The sequence below is a fragment of the Aeromonas sp. S18(2024) genome, from assembly GCF_041402525.1.
Classification (GTDB): domain Bacteria; phylum Pseudomonadota; class Gammaproteobacteria; order Enterobacterales; family Aeromonadaceae; genus Aeromonas; species Aeromonas enteropelogenes.
This window is the reverse complement of the sequence record NZ_JBGLQV010000003.1, coordinates 365,411-387,474: the sequence shown is the minus strand read 5'-3', so window position 1 is coordinate 387,474 and position 22,064 is coordinate 365,411. Positions and strand designations below refer to the sequence as shown.

Sequence of the window (22,064 nt, the reverse complement as noted above, 5' to 3'; positions counted from 1 at the left end):
CTGCATCAGTCATTCCCCTCCTTGAGTGCCTCACGAATGCCTTCTCCCACCAGGTTGGTCACCAGCACGCTGAACAGGATGGCGATGCCGGGCAGGGTCACGGTCCAGGGGGCGAGGTAGATGAGATCCCCCGAGTCGCCGAGCATGGCGCCCCATTCGGGTTGCGGCGACTGGGCGCCGAGACCGAGAAAGCCCACCGCCGAGATGTCGAGGATGGCGGCCGACAGGGTACGTGTGGTCTGGGTCACCAGGGTTTCGACGATATTGGGCAGGATGGCGAGGCGCATGATCCGGAAAGGGGGCGAACCATCGAGGCGGCTTGCGGTGATGTACTCCTTTTGCATCTCGGCGTGCACCGCGTTGTAGGTGGCGCGAATGAAAGGGGGGATCAGCGCCAGCGTGATGGCGATCAGGGTGTTGAACAGGCCCGGCCCCAGGATGGCGACCACCAGGATCGCCAGCAGCAGGGAGGGGATGGAGAGCAGGGTATCGAGCAGGTGGTGCAGTACGCTCGATTTGAGCCCCTTGCTCATGCCCCCCAGGATGCCGATGGCCGAGCCAACCACCAGGGCGATGACCACCACCACCAGCGCATAACCGAAGGTGAGGCGTGCGCCCACCACCAGGCGGGAGAGCATGTCACGGCCCAGATCGTCGGTGCCGAGGAAGTAGTCGATGTTGCCGTTGTTGGACCAGGAGGGGGCCAGCAACAGGTGGGTGGGGTGCTGCTCGTCAATGCCGTAGGGTACCAGCAGCGGCCCGAACAGGGTGATGGCGATCAGCAGCAGGAAGCACCAGAGCCCCGCCATCGCCAGGGGATTGCGGCGATAGGCAGCCCAGGTCTGCTCCATGGGGGAGAGGATCTTGAGCTCGGGATAGATGTTCGATTTATCTTGCATAGGATACCTGGCTCCGGGTTACGCCATGAGCGCGTTCAATCTTGTCTGGCATATAACTCTTTGCGCCTTGCCGGATAGATAAGGGTGGTCAGCAACTCGGTGCTGACGCTGATGAAAATCACGAAACTGGCCACTACCAGGGTGGCGCCGCGAATGGCGGCGTAGTCCTGCAGGGCGATGCTGCTGATGAGCCAGCGGCCAATGCCGTGCCACTCGAACACCACCTCGGTGATCATGGCAGAGGTGAGCACGCTGCCAAGCTGCAGGCCGAGCAGGGGCAGCACCGGGGGCAAGGCATTCTTCAGACCATGGCGCCAGACGATCTGGGCCCGGGAGAGGCCGCGGCTCGCCGCCGCCTTGATGTAGTTCTGCTTCATCACGTCGATGAGGGAGCTGCGCACGTGGCGGATCACCTCGGTGGTGGGCACTACCGCCAGCACCAGGGAGGGGAGGATGAGGTGGCGCAGGGCATCGTGCAGCGCCGCCTCCCGCCAGGGTTCGTGGCTCAGCAGCACATCGATCAGGGCGATGCCGGTGATGGTGGGCACGTCATAAAGCAGGCTGATCTGGCCGGAGGCAGGCAACCAGCCGAGATCCAGCGAGAAGAGCATCACCACCAAGAGGGCCAGCCAGAACACGGGGACGGCATAGCCGATCAGTCCCGCCGTCATGATGGAGAGATCGAGCCCCCGTCCCTGATAGAGGGCGGCCAGGGTACCAAGGGGAATCCCTACCAGCAGCGAGATGGCAAAGGCCGCGAAGCAGAGGATCAGGGTGGCGGGGAAGTAGTGGCGGATCTCATCCAGCACCGGCAGCCCGGAGACGCTGGAGAGCCCCAGATCGCCGGCCAGGATGCGGCGCAGGAAGTCGGTGTAACCGCGCCAGAAACTGAGCTCGTGGCCGATGAGGCGATACTCCAGCAGATAGGCGACCAGGGTTAGCGCCAGCAGGGTGATGAGCAGCAGGTTGATGCGACGCAAGGTGTAGAGAAACATGCTTACTCCCTGTAGGCCTGATTGAAGACGGTGCCACCAAAGGGCATCAGCTGCAGCCCTTCGATATCGCTGCGGCTGATCTGGGTGCGCAGGGCATGGGCCAGCGGAATGAGCGGCAACTGCTCGTTGAGCAGGGTCTGGGCGTAATAGTAGTTGCGCAGCCGAAACGCCAACTGGGGTGTGGTGACCGCATCGTCAAGCAACTGATCGAAGGCCGGGTTGCACCAGCGGCTGTAGTTATTGCCCCGCTCCACCGCCGAGCAGCTCAGCAGCTGGCGAAAGAAGTTGTCCGGGTCGGCGTTGTCGGCAATCCAGCCAGACAGCAGGCTGTCATACTGCCCCTTCATGAGGCGGCGCTCGATAACGGGCCAGGCCTGCTGCACTATCTTGAGCCTGATCCCCACCCTAGCGAGATCATTGCGCATCAGTTGGGCGGTCTTGATGGCATCCGGGTTGTAGGGGCGGGCGTCCGGCTGCACCAGCACCTGCATCTCGAAACCCTGCTCCAGACCCGCCTGTTTGAGCAGTAGGCGGGCCCGTTTCAGGTCCTGCTTGCGCTGGGGCAGGCTCGGGTTGTAACCCCAGGAGAGGGGCGGCAGCAGACTGTTGGCGGGCAAGCCTGTATCGAAATAGACCGCCTGCAGCAGATTGTCGACATTGATGGCGCTGGCGATGGCCTGGCGCACCTTGATGTCGTTGAACGGCGGCTTGCGGGTATTGAGGGCCAGGAAGGCGACGTTCATCCCGGACTGGACCGACAGGTTGAGATCCGGGTGCTGTTTGATCACTGACAGCTGGCTGGCAACCGGGGTGCTCATCACGTCGCACTCGCCGGTCAGCAGTTTGGCCAGTCGCTTGGAGGACCTGGGAGTGATGTCGTAGACCAGCTGTTCAATCCTGGCCTCGCCGCCCCAGTAGCCGGGGTGGCGCAGGTAGCGGATGAACTCGTTGTGGCGGTACTCCTTGAAGCGGAAGGGGCCAGTGCCGATGGGGCGGCTGTCGAGCAGCGCCGGGGTACCGGCTTTGAGCATCTGATCGGCATATTCGGCGGAGAGGATCACCGCATAGTCGCTGGCCAGAGTGGCGAGGAAGGAGGCATTGGGCTGGTTGAGCTCGAACACCACTGTCTGCGGATCTTTCGCGTAGACCCGCTTGATCAGCTGATCCTGCCCCAGGCTGTAGAAATAGGGATAGTCGCCGCCGGAAACCTGGTGATAGGGATGAAGGAGATCGAGCTGGCGCGCGTAGGTGAAGACCACATCCTCGGCGTTGAGGGTGCGGGTCGGCGTAAACCAGGGGGTCTGGTGAAACGTGACGCCCTGGCGCAGGGTCAGGGTATAGGTGAGGCCATCCTCGCTTATCTGCCACTTGCTCGCCAGGGCCGGCTCCAGCGTCAGGGTATTGGGGTTGACCTCCAGCAGGCGGTCATAGAGCGGACGGGCACTGGCATCCAGCGTCACCCCCGAATTGGAGACATGGGGATTGAAGGAGAGGGGAGAGCCCTCGGCGCAGTAAATGAGCCCGGTTTTTGAGGCCTCGGACTGCTTCTGGCAGCCGGTGACCAGCACCAGCAGGCCGAGCAGCAAGGGTTTGAGCATTCTCATTGTCTAACCATGTTTTTATACGAAGGTGCCAGCGTCGTGGCTGGCGTGTCGCGGGAGCCGGTCTCAACCGATCTCCGTCTGGTCCTGTTCTGCATCATTGTCACCATCTTGCAGCTGATACTTGCGTAGCATGCCACGGAACTGGTGATAGCTTAAGGCCAGCAGTTGGGCGGCTTTGCGCTGATTATACTGGGATTGCTGCATCGCTTGCTTGAGTAAATTAATCTCGTACTCCGCCACCGCCAGCTTCAGATCGAGCGGCAGGGCCTGGGGGGGCGTCATCCCGCCCGCAGGAACAGAGCGCTCTTCCGGCATGACTGGCGTTGTGGCGACCGCCGTCTGGCGGGGCCGCCAGGGGGAGTCGAAGGGATTGATCACCAGATCCGACAGCGGCAACTGGGGATTGCCCTGACGGTAGATGCTGCGCTCCACCACGTTTTTCAGCTCCCGCACATTGCCGGGCCAGGGGTAGTCCAGCAGCAGCTGGGTCGCTTTTCGCGAGAACCCGGCGAACAGCGGATAACCCAGCTCCCGGGTCATGCCGTGGGCAAAATGCTCCGCCAGCATCAGGATGTCTTCCCGGCGCTCGCGCAGCGGGGGGAGGGTGATGACGTCAAAGGCGAGCCGGTCCAGCAGATCGTGGCGAAATTGCCCCTTGGCCGCCAGCGCCGGTAGATCCTCGTTGGTGGCGCACACCAGCCGCACATCCACCTTGAGGGGCTTGGCACCACCGACCCGCTCGAACTCGCCATATTCGATGACCCGCAGCAGTTTCTCCTGCACCCGGGCGCTGGTGGTGGCCAGCTCGTCGAGAAACAGGGTGCCGCCGTCGGCCCGCTCGAAGCGCCCCTGGTGGCGCTTGGCCGCCCCGGTGAAGGAGCCCGCCTCGTGACCGAACAGCTCGGTTTCCAGCAGACTCTCGCTCAAGGTGGCGCAGTTGACGGTGACAAAGCTTTGATCCCAGCGCGTCGAGAGATAATGTAGACGGTGGGCGATGAGTTCCTTGCCCGTACCCCGCTCACCGATGATCAGCACGGGTTTGCGCAGCGGGGCGAGGCGTGAGGCCTGCTCAATGATCTCGAGAAACGCGTTGGATTCTCCCAGCAGGCTTTCCGTGGCCGTGGTCATAGTGATCCCTGTCGGTTATAAAAGCTGGTCAATCTTACCAAAAGTTGGTGATTTTTATCACCACTTGTACCGGACACCTTGAAACGCGATCATTCTGCCCCCATATAAATCAAAGAGTTAAATTTCGTTCCAGATTGGCACACAAGTTGCCATTGTCAATGGAGAAACAACGCCATGCCAATAACAGGAGTGCAATCATGAGTATTTTTTCCCGTCTGGCCGACATCATCAATTCCAACCTGACGGCCCTGCTCGACAAGGCAGAAGATCCCCAGAAGATGGTGCGCCTGATCATCCAGGAGATGGAAGACGAATTGGTGAAGGAGCGCTCCAACCTGGCCCGCTTCCTCGCCAGCCAGAAAGAGATCGGCCGCCAGGTCGCCCGTCATCAGGAGCGGGTGGACGAGTGGCAGGCCAAGGCCGAACTGGCCCTGACCAAGGGACGTGAGGATCTGGCCCGCGCCGCCCTCATCGAGAAGAAAAAGCAGACCGAGCTGGCCGACGCGCTCCTGCGCGAGCAGCAGGCGGTGGACAGCGGCATCGAGAAGCTGGGGGAGGAGATCCGTCAGCTGGAAGCCAAGCTTGAAGATGCCCGCGCCCGCCAAAAAGCGATGGCCATTCGCAGCGAAGCGGCCAGCAGCCGTCTCAACGTGCAGAGCCAGGTGGCCCGTGGTGACAGCCAGGCGGTGGTCAGCAAGTTCGAGCGCATGGAGCGTCGCATCGACGAGATGGAGGCCCGCGCCGATCTGGGACAGTCCGACAAGGCGCTGGATCAACAGTTTGCCGAGCTGGAGGTAGACGATCAGATAAGCCGCGAACTTGAGGCCATGCGTCAGAAGCTGGGCCAGGGCGACAGTGCGCCGAAACAGGGGGAGTAACAGATGGAAGATCTGCTGGGTGTATTGATGGTTCCCATGGTGGTCTTCATGGTGGTGGTGGCTCCCATCTGGCTGGTGCTGCACTACCGGGCAAAGGGACGGATCGGCGCCGGGTTGGCCGATAGCGAGCGGGAGCAGCTGCAAGGGCTGCTGGCCCGCGCCGAGAAGATGCAGGAGCGGGTCGGGGCACTCGAGTCGATTCTGGACGCTGAAGTCCCGGGCTGGAGGAACAAGGTATGAACAGCGCGTATCGTGAGGGACGCAATCTCTATCGCGATCCCCGCCAGGGCAAGATAGCGGGGGTCTGCGCCGGTCTTGCCGACTATTTCGGGGTGGAGACCTGGATCGTGCGCCTGCTGGCCATCAGTGGCCTCATCTTCGCCGGCTTCATCACCTTCACCGCCTATATGGCGGCCTGGTTCCTGCTCGACAAGAAGCCGGTCACCCTCTATGAGCAGGAGGAAGAGGCCTTTGCCGAGGTACGAATGAAGGCGCGCAGCTGGCAGGCGGGGATCACCCCCCATCAGGCTCTGGGGCGGATCAATCGCGAGCTCGATGCGCTGGAGCCCAGGTTGCAGCAGATCGAGAAGCTGGTGACCTCCAAGGAGTTCACCCTGCAGCGGGAGTTTCGCAAGCTGTAAGCCAGCCACCGGCCCTGTGCGAACCTCTCACCCCACAGACAGGCACCTGCAGCCACCAAGGTGGCGGCAGGTGCCCATCGGCAGAGGCGAGTGTTTGGACGGGGAGACTATCCAAGCCAATCAGCAACACCATCACCAACCCAATCACCAAGCTAGGGAGAACGGGATCAGCCTTGATACTCAATAAACTGGAACAGAAGTTGAATCGCCTGCAACACAAGGCGAACGACGTGGTGAACCGGGTTCGGGATCGCCACATCCGGCTGGCGGTGACCGGCCTCTCCCGCAGCGGCAAGACCGCCTTCATTACCGCCCTGGTCAACCAGCTGGAACATGCGGCCATCGACGGTCGTCTGCCCCTGTGGGATGCCCTGCGCCAGGGGCGCATTCTCGGTGCCCGCCGGGTGCCGCAGCAAAATCCCCATATTCCCACCTTTGCTTACGAGCGCGGCCTCGACTCCCTGTTTGGCGATCCGCCGGCCTGGCCCGAACCCACCCGCGGGGTAGCCGAGGTGCGCCTCGAAATCCGTTATCGCACCCGTCACCCCCTGCGCAAGCACCTAGGGGAGATCTCCACCCTCTACGTGGATCTGGTGGACTATCCGGGGGAGTGGCTGCTCGATCTGCCGTTACTCGAGATGAGTTATGAGCAGTGGAGCGAGCAAGTGCGTGATCAGCTGCGCCGCCCCGAGTTGCAAACCCTTGCCGCCGGCTGGCTGACGCCCGCCTGGCAAGCGGATCAAGGCTTCGAGGAGCGGCCGGTCGCCCAGCTTGCCGAGCGCTATACCGACTATCTGCACGCCTGCAAGCGGGAGCTGGGACTGCACCTTATCCAGCCCGGTCGCTTCGTGTTGCCGGGGGAGTATGCTGGTGCCCCCATGCTGCAGTTTGTGCCCTGGGTGTGGGACAAGCCTGCCGGCGAACCCGTTGATGGCACCCTCTACGCCACCCTCAAGCAGCGTTTTGAGCAGTACAAGCAGCACCTGGTGCAGGGTTTTTATGAGCAGCACTTCGCGGGCTTTGATCGCCAGATCGTGCTGGTGGACTGTTTGCAGCCCCTTAATGCCGGCGCCGCCAGCTTTGGCGACATGCAACAGGCCATTGCTCGCATCATGGAGAGCTTTGCCTACGGCAAGAGCAACTGGTGGCGCCGGCTCTTCTCGCCGCGTATCGACAAATTGCTGTTTGTGGCGAGCAAGGCGGATCACGTGACGCCGGAGCAGCACGGTCCCCTGGTCTCCCTGCTTCAGCATCTGGTGCGTAGTGGTCGCGGTCAGGCCCGCTTTGAGGGGATCGCCACAGAGTGCCTGGCGCTGGCCGCCATCAAGGCGACCGAAGTGGGCAAGGGGGTGGCCAATGGCCGCGAGTTTCCCGCTATCCGTGGCACCAGCCTCTCGGGTGAGCCGCTCTTGCTGTTCCCGGGCGAGGTGCCCTCCCATATTCCGCCCGCGCAATGGTGGAACACCCAGGGCTTTGATTTTCAGGCGTTTCGCCCCATGCCCATGAGTGCCCATCAGGCGCTGCCCCATATCCGGCTCGATGCGGCGCTGGAGTTTTTGCTCGGGGATCATCTCGAATGAGTCGTGCGCGCTGTCGTGCCGTACCGACACGCCGCGCACAGGAGAAAAAGTGATGAACGATCAGAGAAAACAGCACGGGGATGCCAATGCATCGCTGCAGGGCAAGGTGATCCTGGAGCCAGCCCTCAAAGTGGCGAGCGAGGAGCGACCGCCAGCCCCCGCCCAGCGTCTCGATGAGACCAGCTTCGAGCGCCTCGACGATCTCGATGCCCTCACCGAGGTGGAACCGGCTCTGACCCTGCGGCCGCGCCGGCGTCATCGGCTGCTCGCCTGGGGGCTGGGGGCGGTCGGCTTGCTCTCCCTGGGGCAGTATGGTGCCTTCCTCTACGATCAATTTCTCACCACTCCGCTCTGGGGCAGCGCCTGGCTGCTGGCCTCCGGTCTGGTGGCGGTGGGCACCGCCGGGGTGGTGGGGCGCGAGTGGTTGCGGCTGCGCACCCTCAAGAAGCGCCAGGATGTGCGCTCGCGGGCCGAAGACTTGCTGGCCCATCAGGGGGTCGGGCAGGGGCAGGCGTTCTGCGAACAGCTGGCCGAGCGCAGCGGTGACAAGGGGCGCGAAGGGTACCAGAGCTGGCTTGGCCAGCTCGACGAGAGCCACAGCGATCGGGAGGTGCTGACCCTCTACAGCCAGCTGGTGCTCGGCGAGCGCGACAAGCTGGCCCAGGCGCGGGTGGCCAAGTGGTCGGGGGAGGCCGCCGTGCTGGTGGCCCTGAGCCCGCTTGCCACCGTCGACATGATGCTGATGCTGTGGCGCAACCTGCGGATGATCGAGGACATCGCCGATGTCTACGCCATCGAGCTCGGTTACTGGAGCCGCATCCGTCTCATTCGCCAGGTGTTTCGCAACATGCTCTACGCCGGTGCCACCGAGCTGGTGACCGAGGTGGGGATGGACTTGCTGGGGGCCGAGCTCACCGCCAAGCTTTCGGCCCGCGCCGCGCAAGGGGTGGGGGCAGGGTTGCTCACTGCCCGCCTTGGTCTGCGCACCATAGAGGCGTGCCGCCCGCTGCCCTGGTGCGCGGATGAGAAACCCAAACTCGGTGAGCTGCGCAAGCGGCTGATCGGCCAGCTGGCGGGCTATCTCAACAAAGGCTGATCCTGCCTTTCGATGACATGAGGAGCATCGCATCCCCGCCGATCCTGTTTAAGGGTGGCGGGGATGCGTCGTGTTGGCCCTCCGGTTCGGCAACTGTGATCCCTGTGTGCATTGTTGTCCGGCGAGCATTGCGGGTAAGCTGGCCATTCGACCGATGCTCTACGGCAAGGATGCCAGATGAACTTTACCTTTCGCCAGATCCGCTATTTTGTGGCGGTGGCCGACAGCTTCTCAGTGAGCCGCGCCGCCGCCGAGTTGCATATTTCCCAGTCGGCTGTCACCAGCGCCATCCGCGAGCTGGAGACCGAGCTCGGTGCCCCCCTGTTCGATCGCAACCCGCGTGGGGTCAGCCTCACCACCCAAGGCCACCAGTTTTTACTGCACGCTCGCCGCATCCTCGGCGCCATGACCGAAGCCAGCCACTCCCTCAAGGCGGTGGCCCAGCAGGATCAGGGGCGGCTCACTATCGGCGTGACGACCTTGGTGGCCGGTTACTACCTGTCGGAGGCGCTCGGCCGCTTTCGCCGCGCCTTTCCGGCGGTGCAGATCGAGGTGAAGGAGGATGAGCAGCCTTATCTCGAGCACCAGATCGTCAACGGCGAGGTGGACGTGGGGATCCTGATGACCAACCGCACCATCCGCCAGGAGGCGTTCGATACCGAGCTGCTGACCCGCTCGCCGCTGCGGCTCTGGCTTGCCGCCAACCATCCGTTCTGCGCCGAGTCGACCCTTTCTCTCAAGGCGCTGGGGGAGGAGCCCATGATCTCCCTGACCGCCGACCAGCTGGATCAGATCATCGGCGGCGGGCTGCGTCGCTACGGCGTTGCGCCGCGCACCGTATTGCGCACTGCCTCGGTGGAAGCGGTGCGCAGCCTGGTGGCGAGCCAGCTCGGCGTCGCCCTGCTGCCGGATTTTGCCTATCGCCCCTGGTCGCTGGAGCAGGAGCGGGTCGAGGCTCGTGCCATCAAGGAGCCGATCCCCGCCATCGACATCGGCCTGGTGTGGCGACGTGGTTCCCGGCTGGAGTGGACCGCCCGCGAGTTTATCGATATCGCGCGGGATCAGAGCCGGCTGCGGGCTCGCCAGCAGGCTTCCCGCTAACCGAAGGGATGGGTCAACCATCAGGCGGGGTTGTCGCTAAAAATCAGATTCATCTGCACTCGATATCGATTTTTCAGATACCCAAGCCGTTAAAAATTGAAATTCTCATTGCTCCCGGCTTCTCCTACGCTCATGACTGGTTAACAGGATGTTAATGCCTACTGTGGCGCCGCCACGATTGCCAATCATGCAAGGAGAGCAAGATGAAATTGACCCCTCTGACCCTGGCCCTGATCCCCGCGCTGCTGGCTGGCCAGACTCAGGCCGCCCCCACCTCACTCGGCAAGGGGGAAGGCCAGCTCAACATTGTGGCCTGGGCTGGCTACGTGGAGCGTGGCGAGACCGACAAGAATTACGACTGGGTCACTGGATTTGAAAAAGAGACCGGCTGCAAGGTCAACGTCAAGACGGCCGCCACCTCGGACGAGATGGTGGCGCTGATGAACGAGGGGGGCTTCGATCTGGTGACCGCCTCGGGCGATGCCAGCCTGCGCCTCATCGCCGGTGGCAAGGTGCAGGCGCTCAATCTGGCGCTCATCCCGAGCTACAACAGGATAGATCCCCGCCTGCAAAATGCCCCCTGGCACACGGTGGATGGCAAGCACTACGGTGTGCCCTACCAGTGGGGCGGCAATATCCTGATGTACAACACCAAGGTGTTCCCCAAGGCGCCCGACTCCTGGAGCGTGGTGTTTGAGGAGCAGACTCTGGCGGACGGCAAGTCCAACAAGGGGAGGGTGCAGGCGTTTGACGGCCCCATCCACATCGCTGATGCGGCCCTCTATCTGATGACCCATCAGCCGGCCCTCGGTATCAAGGATCCGTATGAACTGAACGAGGATCAGTACAAGGCCTCCCTCGACCTGCTGCGCCAGCAACGCCAGCTGGTGGGGCGTTACTGGCACGACGCCTTCGTCCAGATCGATGACTTCAAGAACGAGGGGGTCGTGGCCTCCGGCTCCTGGCCGTTCCAGGCCAATACCCTGATCGCCGACAAGCAGCCCATCGCCACCACAGTGCCCAAGGAAGGGGTCACCGGCTGGGCCGACACCAGCATGGTGCACAGCGACGCCAAGAACCTCACTTGTGCCTATAAGTGGCTGGAGCACTCCCTCAACAACAAGCTGCAGGGGGATCTCGCCTCCTGGTTCGGCTCCGTGCCCGTGGTGCCGGCCGCCTGCGAGGGCAACGCCCTGCTGGGGAAGGAGGGGTGCAAGACCAACGGCATCGATAACTTCGATCGGGTGCACTTCTGGCGTACCCCCGTCTCCCAGTGCAAGAGCCAGGGGACCTGTGTGCCGTATTACCGCTGGGTCTCCGACTATATCGCCATCCTGGGTGGTCGCTAAGGCCGGCTAACCACAGGGCCGGACAGGAGTCCGGCCCGCTTCCCACGCAGACAAGGACGCCCCATGAACGCCGTACAATTTGACCGGGTCAGCCGCCACTATGGCGAGGTGGCCGCGGTTGACGACATCTCCTTCCAGATCCCGGCCGGCGAGTTCTTCACCCTGCTGGGGCCGAGCGGTTCCGGCAAGACCACCTGCCTGCGGATGATCGCGGGTTTCGAATACCCGAGCGAGGGGGAGATCCGCCTGTTCGGTGAACCCTGCTCGACGGTGCCGCCCTACGATCGCAACCTCAATACGGTGTTTCAGGACTACGCCCTGTTCCCCAACATGGATGTGCGCGACAACATCGGTTACGGCCTGATGCTCAAGGGCGTGGGCAAGGCGGAGCGCTACCGCAAGGTGGACGAGATGCTGGAGCTTGTACGCCTGCCCGGTGTCGGCAACCGCAAGCCCGGCCAGCTCTCCGGCGGCCAGCGCCAGCGCATCGCCATTGCCCGCGCGCTGATCAACCAGCCGCGTATCCTCTTGCTGGACGAGCCGCTGGGTGCGCTCGATCTCAAGCTGCGCGAGCAGATGCAGCTTGAGCTCAAAGCGCTGCAGCGCCAGCTCGGCATCACCTTCATCTTCGTCACCCACGATCAGCAGGAGGCGCTCTCCATGAGCGACCGCATCTGCATCTTCAATCAGGGCAAGATCGAGCAGATCGCCGCGCCGGACACCATCTACGACGCCCCCGCCACCCCCTTCGTCGCCCGCTTCGTCGGCACCGTCAACCTGTTCGAGGGGGAGCAGGCCAGGCGTCTGTGTGGCGATGCGCGTCAGATGATGGTGCGCCCGGAGCGGATCCGCCTCGCCGAAGCTGGCAGCCCCGGCTGGTCCGGGGAGGTGCGCGAGGTGGAGTACCTCGGTCCCTTCGTGCGCTACCGGGTCGATCTCGGCGAGCAGCTCGAGCTTATCGTCAACCACCCCAACGAGGGCCAGGCCCGCCTGCCCCGTGGCACTCGGGTCAGCCTCAGCTGGCCGGAGCAGGCGATCCACCGTCTGCACACCGCCCACCAGGGAGCTCAACCATGAGCGCCCCTCACAGTGCGAGCCTTGCCATGAGCCACGCTACCGACTCCGTTCGCGTCAGGCCGCTGCGGCGCCTCTCCACTCTGCTCTACGGCCGCTCCGGCCTGCTGCTGGCCATCCTGCTGGGGCCGCCGCTGCTCTGGCTCGGCATCATCTATGTCGGCTCCCTGCTGATGCTGCTCTCCAACGCCTTCTTCGGGCTGGACGAGTTCAGCGGCCAGATCCGCCACGAGCTGGGCCTGCAAAACTTCGTCGCCCTGCTGCGGGCGGAGAATCTGGACGTGATCCTGCGCACCGTCGGCATGTCCCTGCTGGTGACTTTGGCCTGCGCCCTGCTCGGTTTCCCGGTGGCCTACTACATGGCGCGCTACACCAGCGGCAAGACCCGGGCCCTGTTCTACGTCGGCATCATGTTGCCGCTCTGGTCCAGCTATCTGGTGCGGGTCTACGCCTGGAAGCTGATCCTGGCCAAGGAGGGGGTCATCAGCTGGCTGGCAGACACTCTGGGGCTGGACTGGCTGCTCGACGCCATCCTCTCGCTGCCGGTGATCGGCGGGCCGTCGCTGTCGTTCTCCCGCATCGGCACCTTCATCGTGTTCGTTTACGTCTGGCTGCCCTTCATGATCCTGCCCATCCAGGCGGCGGTGGAGCGGATCCCGCGCTCCCTGCTGGAGGCGAGCAGCGATCTCGGCGCCACCCCGGCCCAGACCTTTCGCACCCTGATCCTGCCGCTGGCTCTGCCCGGCGTGGTGGCGGGCTCCATCTTCACCTTCTCCCTGACGCTGGGGGACTACATCATCCCCGGCATCATCGGCAACTCCACCATGTACATCGGTCAGGTGGTCTACATGCAGCAGGGCACGGCGGGCAACCTGCCCTTTGCCGCCGCCTTCTCGCTGGTGCCGATCCTCATCATCGCCATCTATCTCACCATCGCGAAACGCCTGGGGGCCTTCGATGCGCTCTAATCCCTCTACGAATCAGCCTTCCGGTCTGCTCAAGTACGCAGCCATCGGCGGCCTCCTGTTCCTGCACTTTCCGATCCTGTTCATCTTCCTCTACGCCTTCACCAGCGAGAGCAAGAGCTACCAGTTCCCGCCGCCCGGGCTCACCCTCAAGTGGTTCGAGGTGACCCTCAACCGCCCCGACGTGTGGCGCGCCATTCAGCTGTCGCTGGAGGTGGCCGGGCTTGCCACCCTGGTGGCCATGGTGCTCGGCACCCTGGCGGCGGGGGCCATCGCCCGCAGCCGCTTTTTCGGCCAGGAGGTGGTGTCGCTCTTGCTGGTGCTGCCCATCGCCCTGCCCGGCATCGTCACCGGCATCGCGCTGCGCTCCGCCTATGGGGTGATGGAGATCCCCTTCAGCTTCTGGACCATCGTCATCGGTCACGCCACCTTCTGCGTGGTGGTGGTCTACAACAATGCCCTGGCGCGCTTTCGCCGTACCAACCAGAGCCTCATCGAGGCGTCGATGGATCTCGGCGCCGACGGCTTCCAGACCCTGCGCTACGTGATCCTGCCCAACCTCGCCACCGCCCTGCTGGCGGGTGGCATGCTGGCGTTCGCCCTCAGCTTTGACGAGGTGATCGTCACCACCTTCACCGCCGGCCAGCAGACCACGCTGCCGATCTGGATGTATCAGGAGCTGATCCGCCCTCGTGACAGACCGGTCACCAACGTGGTGGCACTCATCATAGTGGCCTTCACCACCATTCCCATTCTGCTTGCCTACTACCTCACCCGCGATGGCCAGGACGTCGCCGGCAGTGGCAAATAATGACTCAACGCGCGCGCAAGGATGCAACCATGAAACTCTCTACCCAACTCTTGATCGACGGCCAGTTCGTCACCGGTGACGGCCAGGCCGAGCCTATCCTCAACCCAGCCACCGGGGAACTGATCGCCTCGGTACCCGAAGCCTCGTTCGAACAGGTAAACCGGGCGGTGAACGGCGCCCAGCGCGCCTTCGCCCAGTGGAGCCGCACCACCCCGGCGAGCCGCAGTACCCTGCTGCTGCGCCTGGCCGATGCCATCGAGCGCCACGCCGAGGAGTTTGCGGCGCTCGAATCCCTCAACTGCGGCAAGCCCTATCTGGCGGTGCTCAATGACGAGCTGCCGGCGGTGGTGGACTGCTTCCGCTTCTTCGCCGGCGCGGCCCGCTGCCTGCAGGGGCCACTCGCCGGGGAGTATATCGAGGGGCACACCAGCATGATCCGCCGCGACCCCATCGGGGTGGTGGGCAGCATTGCCCCCTGGAACTACCCGTTGATGATGGCGGCCTGGAAGATGGCCCCCGTGCTCGCCGCCGGCAATACGGTGGTGCTCAAACCCTCAGAGCAGACCCCGCTCACCGCCCTGCGCCTGGCGGAACTCGCCAGCGAGCTCTTCCCCCGCGGCGTCATCAACATCGTCTGCGGCCGGGGCGAGAGTGTCGGGGCGCCGCTGGTGGAGCACCCGCTGGTGCGCATGGTGTCGCTCACCGGTGACATCGCCACCGGCCAGAAGATCCTGCAGAGCGCCGCCCGTACCATGAAGCGCACCCACCTGGAGCTGGGCGGCAAGGCGCCGGTCATTATCTTCGACGATGCAGATCTGGAAGCCGTGGTGGCGGGCATCCGCACCTTTGGCTTCTACAACGCCGGCCAGGACTGCACCGCCGCCTGCCGTATCTATGCCCAGGGCAAGATCTACGACAAGTTTGTCGCCGCCATGACCGAGGCGGTGGCCTCCATCAAGGTGGGCGGCCCACGCGAGGAGGGGGTGGAGATGGGGCCGCTCATCTCTGACCGGCAGCGCAACCGGGTGGCCAGCTTCGTGGAACGGGCCCAGAGCAGCGGTCACGTGGAGGTGACGGCGGGGGGCAAGATCCGCCCCGGCAACGGCTTCTTCTTCGAGCCGACCCTGATCGCCCATGCCCGCCAGGAGGATGAGATCGTGCGCCGGGAGGTGTTCGGCCCCGTGGTGTCGGTGACCCGCTTCAGCGACGCCGAGCAGGTGGTACAGTGGGCCAACGACTCGGACTACGGCCTCGCCAGCTCGGTCTGGACCCGGGATCTCGGCCTGGCCAGCAAGGTGGCCAGCCACCTGCAGTACGGTTGCACCTGGATCAACACCCACTTCATGCTCACCTCCGAGATGCCCCACGGCGGCATGAAGATGTCCGGCTACGGCAAGGATCTCTCCCTCTACGCCCTGGAGGACTACACTGTGCCGCGTCACATCATGGTCAAGCTCTAGCAGCCTAGTCAGAACGGTTGTCACAATTTATTTACATTTATTGCCGCCAGCCGACCCTCGGGTCGGCTGCTTTTTTGCGGGGCGAAACGTTACAGTGATCCAGAGAGTGTCAGGGAGCCCGCACCGGGCCGAGGGATGGAACCGCTATGACAACGCTTTACACCGCATATCAGCCGGATGCCCGGGGCGTCATTCACTACCCGGATGAAGATCATGGCACCTGGCAGATCCTGATCGACCGCCAACTCGGGGCGCTGGAGGGGAGGGCTTGCGATGAGTACCTGGCGGGGCTGGCCCGCCTCGGCCTGCCCCGGGATCGCATCCCCCAGCTGGCAGAGATCAACGCCGTGTTGCAAGAGGCCACCGGCTGGTCGGTGGCCGCGGTACCTGCCCTCATCTCGTTCGATCGCTTCTTCGCCCTGCTGGCCAATCGCCAGTTTCCGGTGGCGACCTTCATTCGCCATCGGGACGAGCTCGATTACCTGCAGGAGCCGGATATCTTTCACGAGATCTTCGGTCACTGCGCCATGCTGACCAATCCCGCTTTTGCTCACTTCACTCATCTCTATGGCCAGCTGGGGCAGAAGGCAAGCAAGGAGGAGCGGGTCTTTCTGGCGCGCCTTTACTGGTTCACCGTGGAGTTTGGCCTGATCGAAAGCCCGGCGGGGCTTAGGATCTACGGCGGCGGCATTCTCTCTTCCATCGGCGAGACCGCCTATGCCCTCTCGGGCCAGCCGCTGTTGCAACCCTTCGACCTGCTCGAGGTACTGCGCACCCCTTATCGCATCGATATCATGCAGCCCACCTATTTTGTGCTGCCAAGCCTCGATACCCTCTACCGGCTGACCGGGGAGGAGATCATGGCTGCGCTGGCCGAGGCCAAGCGCCTTGGCTTGCGTCCGCCACGCTTTGCCCCCGCCACGGGCAAGCAAGCGAGCTGAACGTCACCGGTTTTTCGTGATCCCCATCAAGAGAGCAACAAGGAGAGTCCCATGTCCGAACTGGCGAGCCAGCAGTGTGAAGCGTGCCGCGCCGATGCCCCCAAAGTCAGCGATCAGGAGCTGGCCGAGCTGATGCATCTCATCCCCGACTGGCAGCCGCTGGTCGTGGAGGGGGCGCTGCAGCTGAGGCGCGAATTCGTCTTTCGCAACTTCAAGGAGGCGCTGGCCTTCACCAACCGGCTCGGCGAGCTGGCGGAGGCGGAGTTTCACCATCCGGCCATTCTGACCGAGTGGGGCAAGGTCACCGTCAGCTGGTGGACCCACAAGATCGGCGGGTTGCACCGTAACGACTTCATCATGGCGGCACGCACGGATGAGCTGCTGAAATGAAGACGCCACCACTCATCGAGTGGGCGATATGGTGACCGTGAGTTGGTGGACCCACAAAATTGGGGGGGGGCTGCACCGCAACGATTTCATCATGGCGGCGCGTACCGATCAGCTGCTCAAATAAGCGTCATGGGTTGACCTGGGCCTGCCCGGCGAAAGCGGGGTAGGCCCGCATTTTTATGGGCTGGCGCTCGCACTGGGGGGGGCGAGTCTGTATTATCCCGTCATTCATAGAGTTAGCTAGGAAGTGTGTCCCGAATGCGTCTTGAAGTCAGCTGTGAAGACCGCCTGGGCCTGACCCGGGAACTGCTCGACCGCCTGGTGGAGCACAATATCGATCTGCGCGGCATCGAAATCGATACCTCAGGCATCATCTATCTCAACTTCCCCGAGCTGGAGTTTCGCGATTTCCAGCACCTGATGCCGGAGATCCGCCGCATTCCCGGCGTCTATGACGTCAAGACCATCCCCTACATGCCCTCCGAACGGGAACACCACGAGATCGAGGCGCTGCTCAAGGCGTTGCCGGATCTGGTCTTCTCCCTCGACAGCAAGGGCAAGGTGACCCAGGCCAACCAGTCGGCGCTCACCACCCTCGGCCTGCCGGTGGAGGAGGTGCGCGGCGTGGCGCTGGGCTCCCTGGTCAAGGGCTTCTCCTTCGGTCGCTGGCTGGAGGCGAGCGAGATCAAGCCCCAGACCTGCAAACTCACCATCCATGGCGAGGAGTATCTGGCGGATCTGATGCCGCTGTTCGTGGCCGAGGAGAAGGGCAAACAGGCCCTGGCCGGCGCCGTGGTAGTGCTCAAGTCCGCCCGTCGGGTCGGCATGCATTTCAGCGCCCTTCATGCGGTGGAGGTGGGGGGTTTTGAGCATCTGCAGGCCGAGAGCCCCAAGATGAAAGAGGTGCTGGCCCAGGCCCGCAAGCTGGCGATGCAGGATGCCCCGCTGCTCATCGTTGGCGAGACCGGCACCGGCAAAGAATTGTTGGCTCGCGCCTGTCACGGTGCCAGCCTGCGCTCCAGCCACCCCTTCATGGCCCTCAACTGTGCCGCCATGCCGGACAACGTGGCCGAGAGCGAGCTGTTTGGCTATGCCCCCGGTGCCTTTGGCAACAACACCGAGGGCAAGCGCGGCGTGCTGGAGCTGGCGAGCGGCGGCACCCTGATGCTGGACGAGATCGGCGACATGTCTCCCCATTTGCAGACCAAGTTTCTGCGGGTGCTGCAGGACGGGGTATTTCGCCGGGTGGGCGACGAGCAGGAGGTGAAGGTCAACGTGCGCTTCATCTGCACCACCCAAAAGCAACTGCTGGATCTGGTGCATGAAGGCAAGTTCCGGGAAGATCTCTACTATCGCCTCAACGTGCTGAGTCTGGGTCTGCCTCCCCTGCGCGAGCGCAAGGCGGACATCATGGCGCTGGCCCAGCAGTTTGTCTCCCGCTTTGCCAGCGAGTTGCAGCGCCCGCGTCCGCGCTTTACCCGCAACATGGCCGATTACCTGACCGCCTATCGCTGGCCCGGCAACGTGCGCCAGCTGCGCAACTGTCTTTATCGGGCCATGACCTTGCTGGAAGGGGATGAGCTGGGTCCCGAGCAGATCGATCTGCCGGTGGCCGCCGAGGCCATGCCGCTCATCGACGAGTGGTTCGAGGGGGATCTCGACGATGCGGTGAAGCGCTTCGAGAGCCAGTTGCTGGCACGGCTCTATCCAGCCTTCCCGTCGACCCGCCAGCTCGCCAAACGACTGGGTGTGTCGCATACCGCCATCGCCAACAAGTTGCGGGAATACGGGATCGGCAAGAAGTAATCTCCTCCCGCCCCTTGCATCCAACGGAGTCCATTGAAATATGGGCTCCGTTTTTATTTGTGCGACCTGACCATCGGGACCGGATCCGGACTTGTCAAGGGGTTGCCGGGCCCCTTACTCTCTCCAGTTCATGTACCGAAACCGCACGATGGCGGTGATAGAGAGAGGCGGTTTTATCCTGATGTTATTTCCTTCCCCCGGCGTTGTTGTCCGCCTGTCACTCCTGTTGCTGGTACTGGGGCTGGTGTTTCCTTCGGGGACCATCGCCGCGGCGAAGACGGCTGCCGAGGTGCGGGCGAGTGCCGTCAAGGAGCTGGTGCTCGATATCATGAGCTACACCCGCTGGCCGGTAGAGCCCGAGGTGCTGCGTCTGTGTGTGGTGGCGCCGACCGAATATGCCGGCGCTCTCTTCTCCATCACGGGGCAGAGCAATGGGAGAGCGGTAAGCGTCAATCGTTACGGGGTGACGGATCCTGCCATCCGCGATCACTGTGATGTCCTCTATCTGGGAGTGGTGGATGAGGCGACCCGGCTCGACCTCTTTTCCCGCCTGAAAGGCCGGGCCGTGCTCAGCATCAGTGAACAGAATGCCGAGTGCAGTGCCAGTGCGGTCTTCTGTTTACAGCCGGATCCCGCGAGCGAGCGGGTTCGCTTCGACGTCAACCTGGATGCGTTGGCCCTGAGCGGTGTGCGGGTCCATCCCGCCGTCCTCAAGCTTGCCAAGGCGAATAGGGGGGCTCCATGACGGCCTGGCCAGGCTCCCGTGATCAACGACTGACCCTGCACCAAAACCTCAGACGTACCCACCTGATGGCAGCCTTCACCTCGGCCTGCGTAGTGGGGATCTTCCTCACCCTGATCGCCTTGCTGGCCATGAGGTTCCATGCGGAGCACAATCTGGAGCTGGTGGCCCGAGCCATCAGCTATACCGCAGAGGCGGCTGTGGTGTTCCGGGATGAGGAGGCGGCCAATGAGGCGCTCAGAACCATCGCCGAGCGTGAAGAGGTTGCCGAAGCGCAGATCTATCTGCCCGATGGCACCCTGCTGGCAAACTGGCGTCGAGCCACGAATACCCCCCTGGCGGGGCTGGAGAACTACCTGGCCGAATGGATACTGCCGGGGCCTGCCCGGGAGTCCATGATGCGGGGCAAGGAAGTGATCGCCGAAGTGCGGGTCAGGGGACACGGACAGTCGCTGTTGCTGTTTTTGCTGGCGGTGTTGCTGGTGATGCTGGTCTGCCTGCTGCTCAGTGCCATGGGGGCGCTCTATGTGGCAGGACGAATGCAGGTGTCGATCATCGGGCCGCTGAGGGATCTGGCGCAGGTTGCCCACTCGGTGCGCCGCCAGCGCACCCTTGGGATGCGCGCCAGCCCCGCTGCCATCGTTGAGCTCAACGAGTTGGGGGAGGATTTCAACTCCCTGCTCGACGAGTTGCAGGAATGGCAGCAGCATCAGGCTCGCGAGAATGCCAGCCTGCTGCATCAGGCGACTCACGATGCCTTGACGGGGCTGCCCAATCGGGCACTGTTCGAGGCTCGTCTGGAGCAGGCCATTATAGAGGTGGAGCAGGAGGGTAGCTCCTTTGCACTGCTTTACCTTGATTGTGATCGCTTCAAGCAGATCAATGATTCCCTCGGGCACAATGCCGGCGATGATGTGCTGGTGACCTTGGCCAAGCGTGTGCAGCACCAGCTGCGGCCGCGGGATCTGGTGTGCCGCCTCGGGGGAGACGAATTCGCCATACTGTTGAGTCCCGCCCATCAGGCTATGGATGTGGAAGAGGTGATCACTCGTATTCAGCAGGCGATGAAGGATCCTGTGGTATTGCGGGATGGGCAGCAGCTGGTCGCCGGGATCAGCATAGGGTTTGCCATCCATCAGCCCGGGACAAGTGCCAGCGAGCTTTGTGCGCTGGCTGACAGTGCCATGTATCTGGCAAAACGCGCCCGTCGAGAGGAGGTTGATGCCGCCAGGACGGCGTGAATGGAAGTCGTTAAGGAGTCGTAACAATGAAGATGTCCCTCTCCCTCAAGGCCGCCGTGCTTGGCCTGCTGTTTTCCCTGCTGGCTGGCTGTCAGAGTCCGCCCAGGGGATTGACCGAAGAACAAGTGACGGTATTGAAGGAGCAAGGTTTTCATCTGACCGATGAAGGCTGGACGCTGGATTTTGCCAACCGGGTGTTGTTTGCCAACAACGTCGGGAAGCTTACACCACAGACCCGCCAGGCGGTGGAAACGCTGGGCAACTCCCTGCTGGAGGTGGGCCTCGACAAGGCCAGGATAGACGGTCATACCGACAACACGGGTAACGCCGCCTATAACCGCCAACTCTCGGTGAAACGGGCCCAGTCGGTGGCGGATGTGCTGGTCTCGGTGGGCATGAAGCCGGCCAACCTCGAGGTCCGCGGGCGTGGTGACACGGCCCCGGTAGCCGACAATCGCACCTCGGCCGGACGGGCAGACAATCGTCGGGTCGCCATCGTGATTGCCAACGAATAAGGCAAGAGCCAGCCAGACATGTCGTGTACATAGCAAAAGAGCGCCCCGGGAGGCGCTCTTTTTGATCCTGCGATCGTGATGGCTATTTCTGCCCGTTGGCAGCCGTGTGGCTGCGCAGGCGAATGTTGATCATCTCCACCACCAGCGAGAAGGCCATGGCGAAGTAGATGTACCCCTTCGGAATGTGCACATCCAGTCCTTCCGCCATCAGGGCGAAGCCCACCAGGGTGAGGAAGGAGAGCGCCAGCATCTTGATGGTGGGGTGGCTGTCGACAAAATCGCCGATGGCCTTGGCGGCGAACATCATGATGAAGACGGCGATCATGATGGCCAGTACCATGACGGGCACGTGATCCGCCATGCCGACCGCTGTGATGACGGAATCCAGGCTGAACACGATATCGAGGATGGCGATCTGGAGCAGGGTGCTGACAAAGCCGGAGGCGACGGCTGTCGTGTTCTCCGGCTCGGCCGCGCCCTCCAGAGTGGCGTGGATCTCGTGGGCGCTCTTGCCGATGAGAAACAGGCCCCCCAGCAACAGGATCAGATCGCGCCCCGAGATGGCCTCGCCCAGCACGGTGAAGAGCGGGCTGGTGAGGCGCATCACCCAGGCCAGGGAGAGCAGCAGCAGGATGCGGGTGCCCATGGCGAGCGCCAGTCCCAGAATGCGCGCCTTCTGGCGCTGGGCTTCGGGCAGGCGGCCGACCAGGATGGAGATGAAGATGATATTGTCAATGCCAAGTACGATTTCGAGCAGGGTAAGAGTAGCGAGAGCGACCCAGGCTGAGGGGTCAAGAACCCATTCCAACATAATTGCACCTTGATAGGGAAAAACGAAACGGAACATT

The 22,064-nt window shown here is 63.1% G+C and carries 23 protein-coding genes; 18 read left to right on the top strand and 5 right to left on the bottom strand.

The window, feature by feature from the left end:
* Positions 1-5: 5 nt before the first annotated feature.
* The 4 genes from ACB034_RS07965 to pspF form a co-directional block, all read right to left on the bottom strand.
* Positions 6-899 carry an ABC transporter permease subunit gene (locus ACB034_RS07965; RefSeq protein WP_042029244.1) on the bottom strand — a complete coding sequence of 298 codons (894 nt, stop codon included), beginning with the start codon at positions 897-899 and terminating at the stop codon, positions 6-8.
* A gap of 35 nt (positions 900-934) precedes the next feature.
* Positions 935-1,894: an ABC transporter permease gene (locus ACB034_RS07960; protein WP_371172536.1), complete on the bottom strand. Its 960-nt coding sequence runs from the start codon at positions 1,892-1,894 to the stop codon at positions 935-937.
* Between the two features lie 2 nt (positions 1,895-1,896).
* On the bottom strand, positions 1,897-3,492 hold the full coding sequence (gene sapA / locus ACB034_RS07955; protein WP_223380445.1) for an ABC transporter substrate-binding protein SapA: 1,596 nt from the start codon (positions 3,490-3,492) through the stop codon (positions 1,897-1,899).
* 69 nt (positions 3,493-3,561) lie between these two features.
* Entirely contained in the window at positions 3,562-4,626 is a 1,065-nt protein-coding gene (pspF, locus tag ACB034_RS07950) for a phage shock protein operon transcriptional activator (protein ID WP_371172535.1), read from the bottom strand.
* Positions 4,627-4,823: 197 nt separating this feature from the next.
* On the opposite strand from pspF, the gene pspA reads away from it, so the two are divergent.
* From pspA to ACB034_RS07860, 18 genes are all read left to right on the top strand, one after another.
* Positions 4,824-5,504: a phage shock protein PspA gene (gene pspA / locus ACB034_RS07945; RefSeq protein ID WP_026456297.1), complete on the top strand. Its 681-nt coding sequence runs from the start codon at positions 4,824-4,826 to the stop codon at positions 5,502-5,504.
* 3 nt (positions 5,505-5,507) lie between these two features.
* Positions 5,508-5,744, top strand: coding sequence for an envelope stress response membrane protein PspB (gene pspB / locus ACB034_RS07940; RefSeq protein ID WP_025326779.1), 237 nt, complete (start codon positions 5,508-5,510; stop codon positions 5,742-5,744).
* A complete protein-coding gene (pspC, locus tag ACB034_RS07935) occupies positions 5,741-6,145 on the top strand; it encodes an envelope stress response membrane protein PspC (RefSeq protein WP_026456298.1) in 405 nt (134 codons plus the stop codon). Before pspB ends, pspC begins: the two co-directional genes overlap by 4 nt.
* A gap of 173 nt (positions 6,146-6,318) precedes the next feature.
* Complete coding sequence (locus tag ACB034_RS07930) at positions 6,319-7,725, top strand: YcjX family protein (protein WP_371172534.1); 1,407 nt, start codon at positions 6,319-6,321, stop codon at positions 7,723-7,725.
* A gap of 52 nt (positions 7,726-7,777) precedes the next feature.
* Positions 7,778-8,821: a YcjF family protein gene (locus ACB034_RS07925; RefSeq protein WP_371172533.1), complete on the top strand. Its 1,044-nt coding sequence runs from the start codon at positions 7,778-7,780 to the stop codon at positions 8,819-8,821.
* A gap of 177 nt (positions 8,822-8,998) precedes the next feature.
* The gene (locus ACB034_RS07920) at positions 8,999-9,922 is read left to right on the top strand and encodes a LysR family transcriptional regulator (protein ID WP_042029238.1); all 924 of its coding nucleotides are present in this window, start codon (positions 8,999-9,001) and stop codon (positions 9,920-9,922) included.
* 203 nt (positions 9,923-10,125) lie between these two features.
* Entirely contained in the window at positions 10,126-11,271 is a 1,146-nt protein-coding gene (locus tag ACB034_RS07915; RefSeq protein WP_371172532.1) for an ABC transporter substrate-binding protein, read from the top strand.
* 63 nt (positions 11,272-11,334) lie between these two features.
* Complete coding sequence (locus ACB034_RS07910) at positions 11,335-12,348, top strand: ABC transporter ATP-binding protein (RefSeq protein ID WP_371172531.1); 1,014 nt, start codon at positions 11,335-11,337, stop codon at positions 12,346-12,348.
* Positions 12,345-13,313 carry an ABC transporter permease gene (locus tag ACB034_RS07905; protein ID WP_017788200.1) on the top strand — a complete coding sequence of 323 codons (969 nt, stop codon included), beginning with the start codon at positions 12,345-12,347 and terminating at the stop codon, positions 13,311-13,313. The genes ACB034_RS07910 and ACB034_RS07905 overlap by 4 nt, the downstream gene beginning before the upstream one ends.
* A complete protein-coding gene (locus ACB034_RS07900; protein ID WP_017779087.1) occupies positions 13,303-14,121 on the top strand; it encodes an ABC transporter permease in 819 nt (272 codons plus the stop codon). The genes ACB034_RS07905 and ACB034_RS07900 overlap by 11 nt, the downstream gene beginning before the upstream one ends.
* A gap of 29 nt (positions 14,122-14,150) precedes the next feature.
* Positions 14,151-15,581, top strand: a complete 1,431-nt coding sequence (locus ACB034_RS07895) for a gamma-aminobutyraldehyde dehydrogenase (RefSeq protein WP_224209425.1) — start codon at positions 14,151-14,153, stop codon at positions 15,579-15,581.
* Between the two features lie 146 nt (positions 15,582-15,727).
* A complete protein-coding gene (gene phhA, locus ACB034_RS07890; protein ID WP_371172530.1) occupies positions 15,728-16,522 on the top strand; it encodes a phenylalanine 4-monooxygenase in 795 nt (264 codons plus the stop codon).
* A gap of 51 nt (positions 16,523-16,573) precedes the next feature.
* On the top strand, positions 16,574-16,912 hold the full coding sequence (locus tag ACB034_RS07885; RefSeq protein ID WP_042069638.1) for a 4a-hydroxytetrahydrobiopterin dehydratase: 339 nt from the start codon (positions 16,574-16,576) through the stop codon (positions 16,910-16,912).
* A 19-nt stretch (positions 16,913-16,931) separates the two neighbouring features.
* A complete protein-coding gene (locus ACB034_RS07880; protein WP_371172529.1) occupies positions 16,932-17,036 on the top strand; it encodes a 4a-hydroxytetrahydrobiopterin dehydratase in 105 nt (34 codons plus the stop codon).
* A 134-nt stretch (positions 17,037-17,170) separates the two neighbouring features.
* On the top strand, positions 17,171-18,718 hold the full coding sequence (gene tyrR, locus ACB034_RS07875) for a transcriptional regulator TyrR (protein WP_042029231.1): 1,548 nt from the start codon (positions 17,171-17,173) through the stop codon (positions 18,716-18,718).
* Between the two features lie 175 nt (positions 18,719-18,893).
* Complete coding sequence (locus ACB034_RS07870; protein WP_327786561.1) at positions 18,894-19,463, top strand: YfiR family protein; 570 nt, start codon at positions 18,894-18,896, stop codon at positions 19,461-19,463.
* Positions 19,460-20,701, top strand: a complete 1,242-nt coding sequence (locus tag ACB034_RS07865; protein WP_371172528.1) for a diguanylate cyclase domain-containing protein — start codon at positions 19,460-19,462, stop codon at positions 20,699-20,701. Before ACB034_RS07870 ends, ACB034_RS07865 begins: the two co-directional genes overlap by 4 nt.
* Before the next feature lie 26 nt (positions 20,702-20,727).
* Entirely contained in the window at positions 20,728-21,216 is a 489-nt protein-coding gene (locus ACB034_RS07860) for an OmpA family protein (protein WP_225632095.1), read from the top strand.
* Positions 21,217-21,298: 82 nt separating this feature from the next.
* Here the strand turns inward: ACB034_RS07860 and ACB034_RS07855 are convergent, their stop codons facing one another.
* Positions 21,299-22,027, bottom strand: coding sequence for a TerC family protein (locus tag ACB034_RS07855; protein WP_371172527.1), 729 nt, complete (start codon positions 22,025-22,027; stop codon positions 21,299-21,301).
* Between the last annotated feature and the right edge of the window lie 37 nt (positions 22,028-22,064).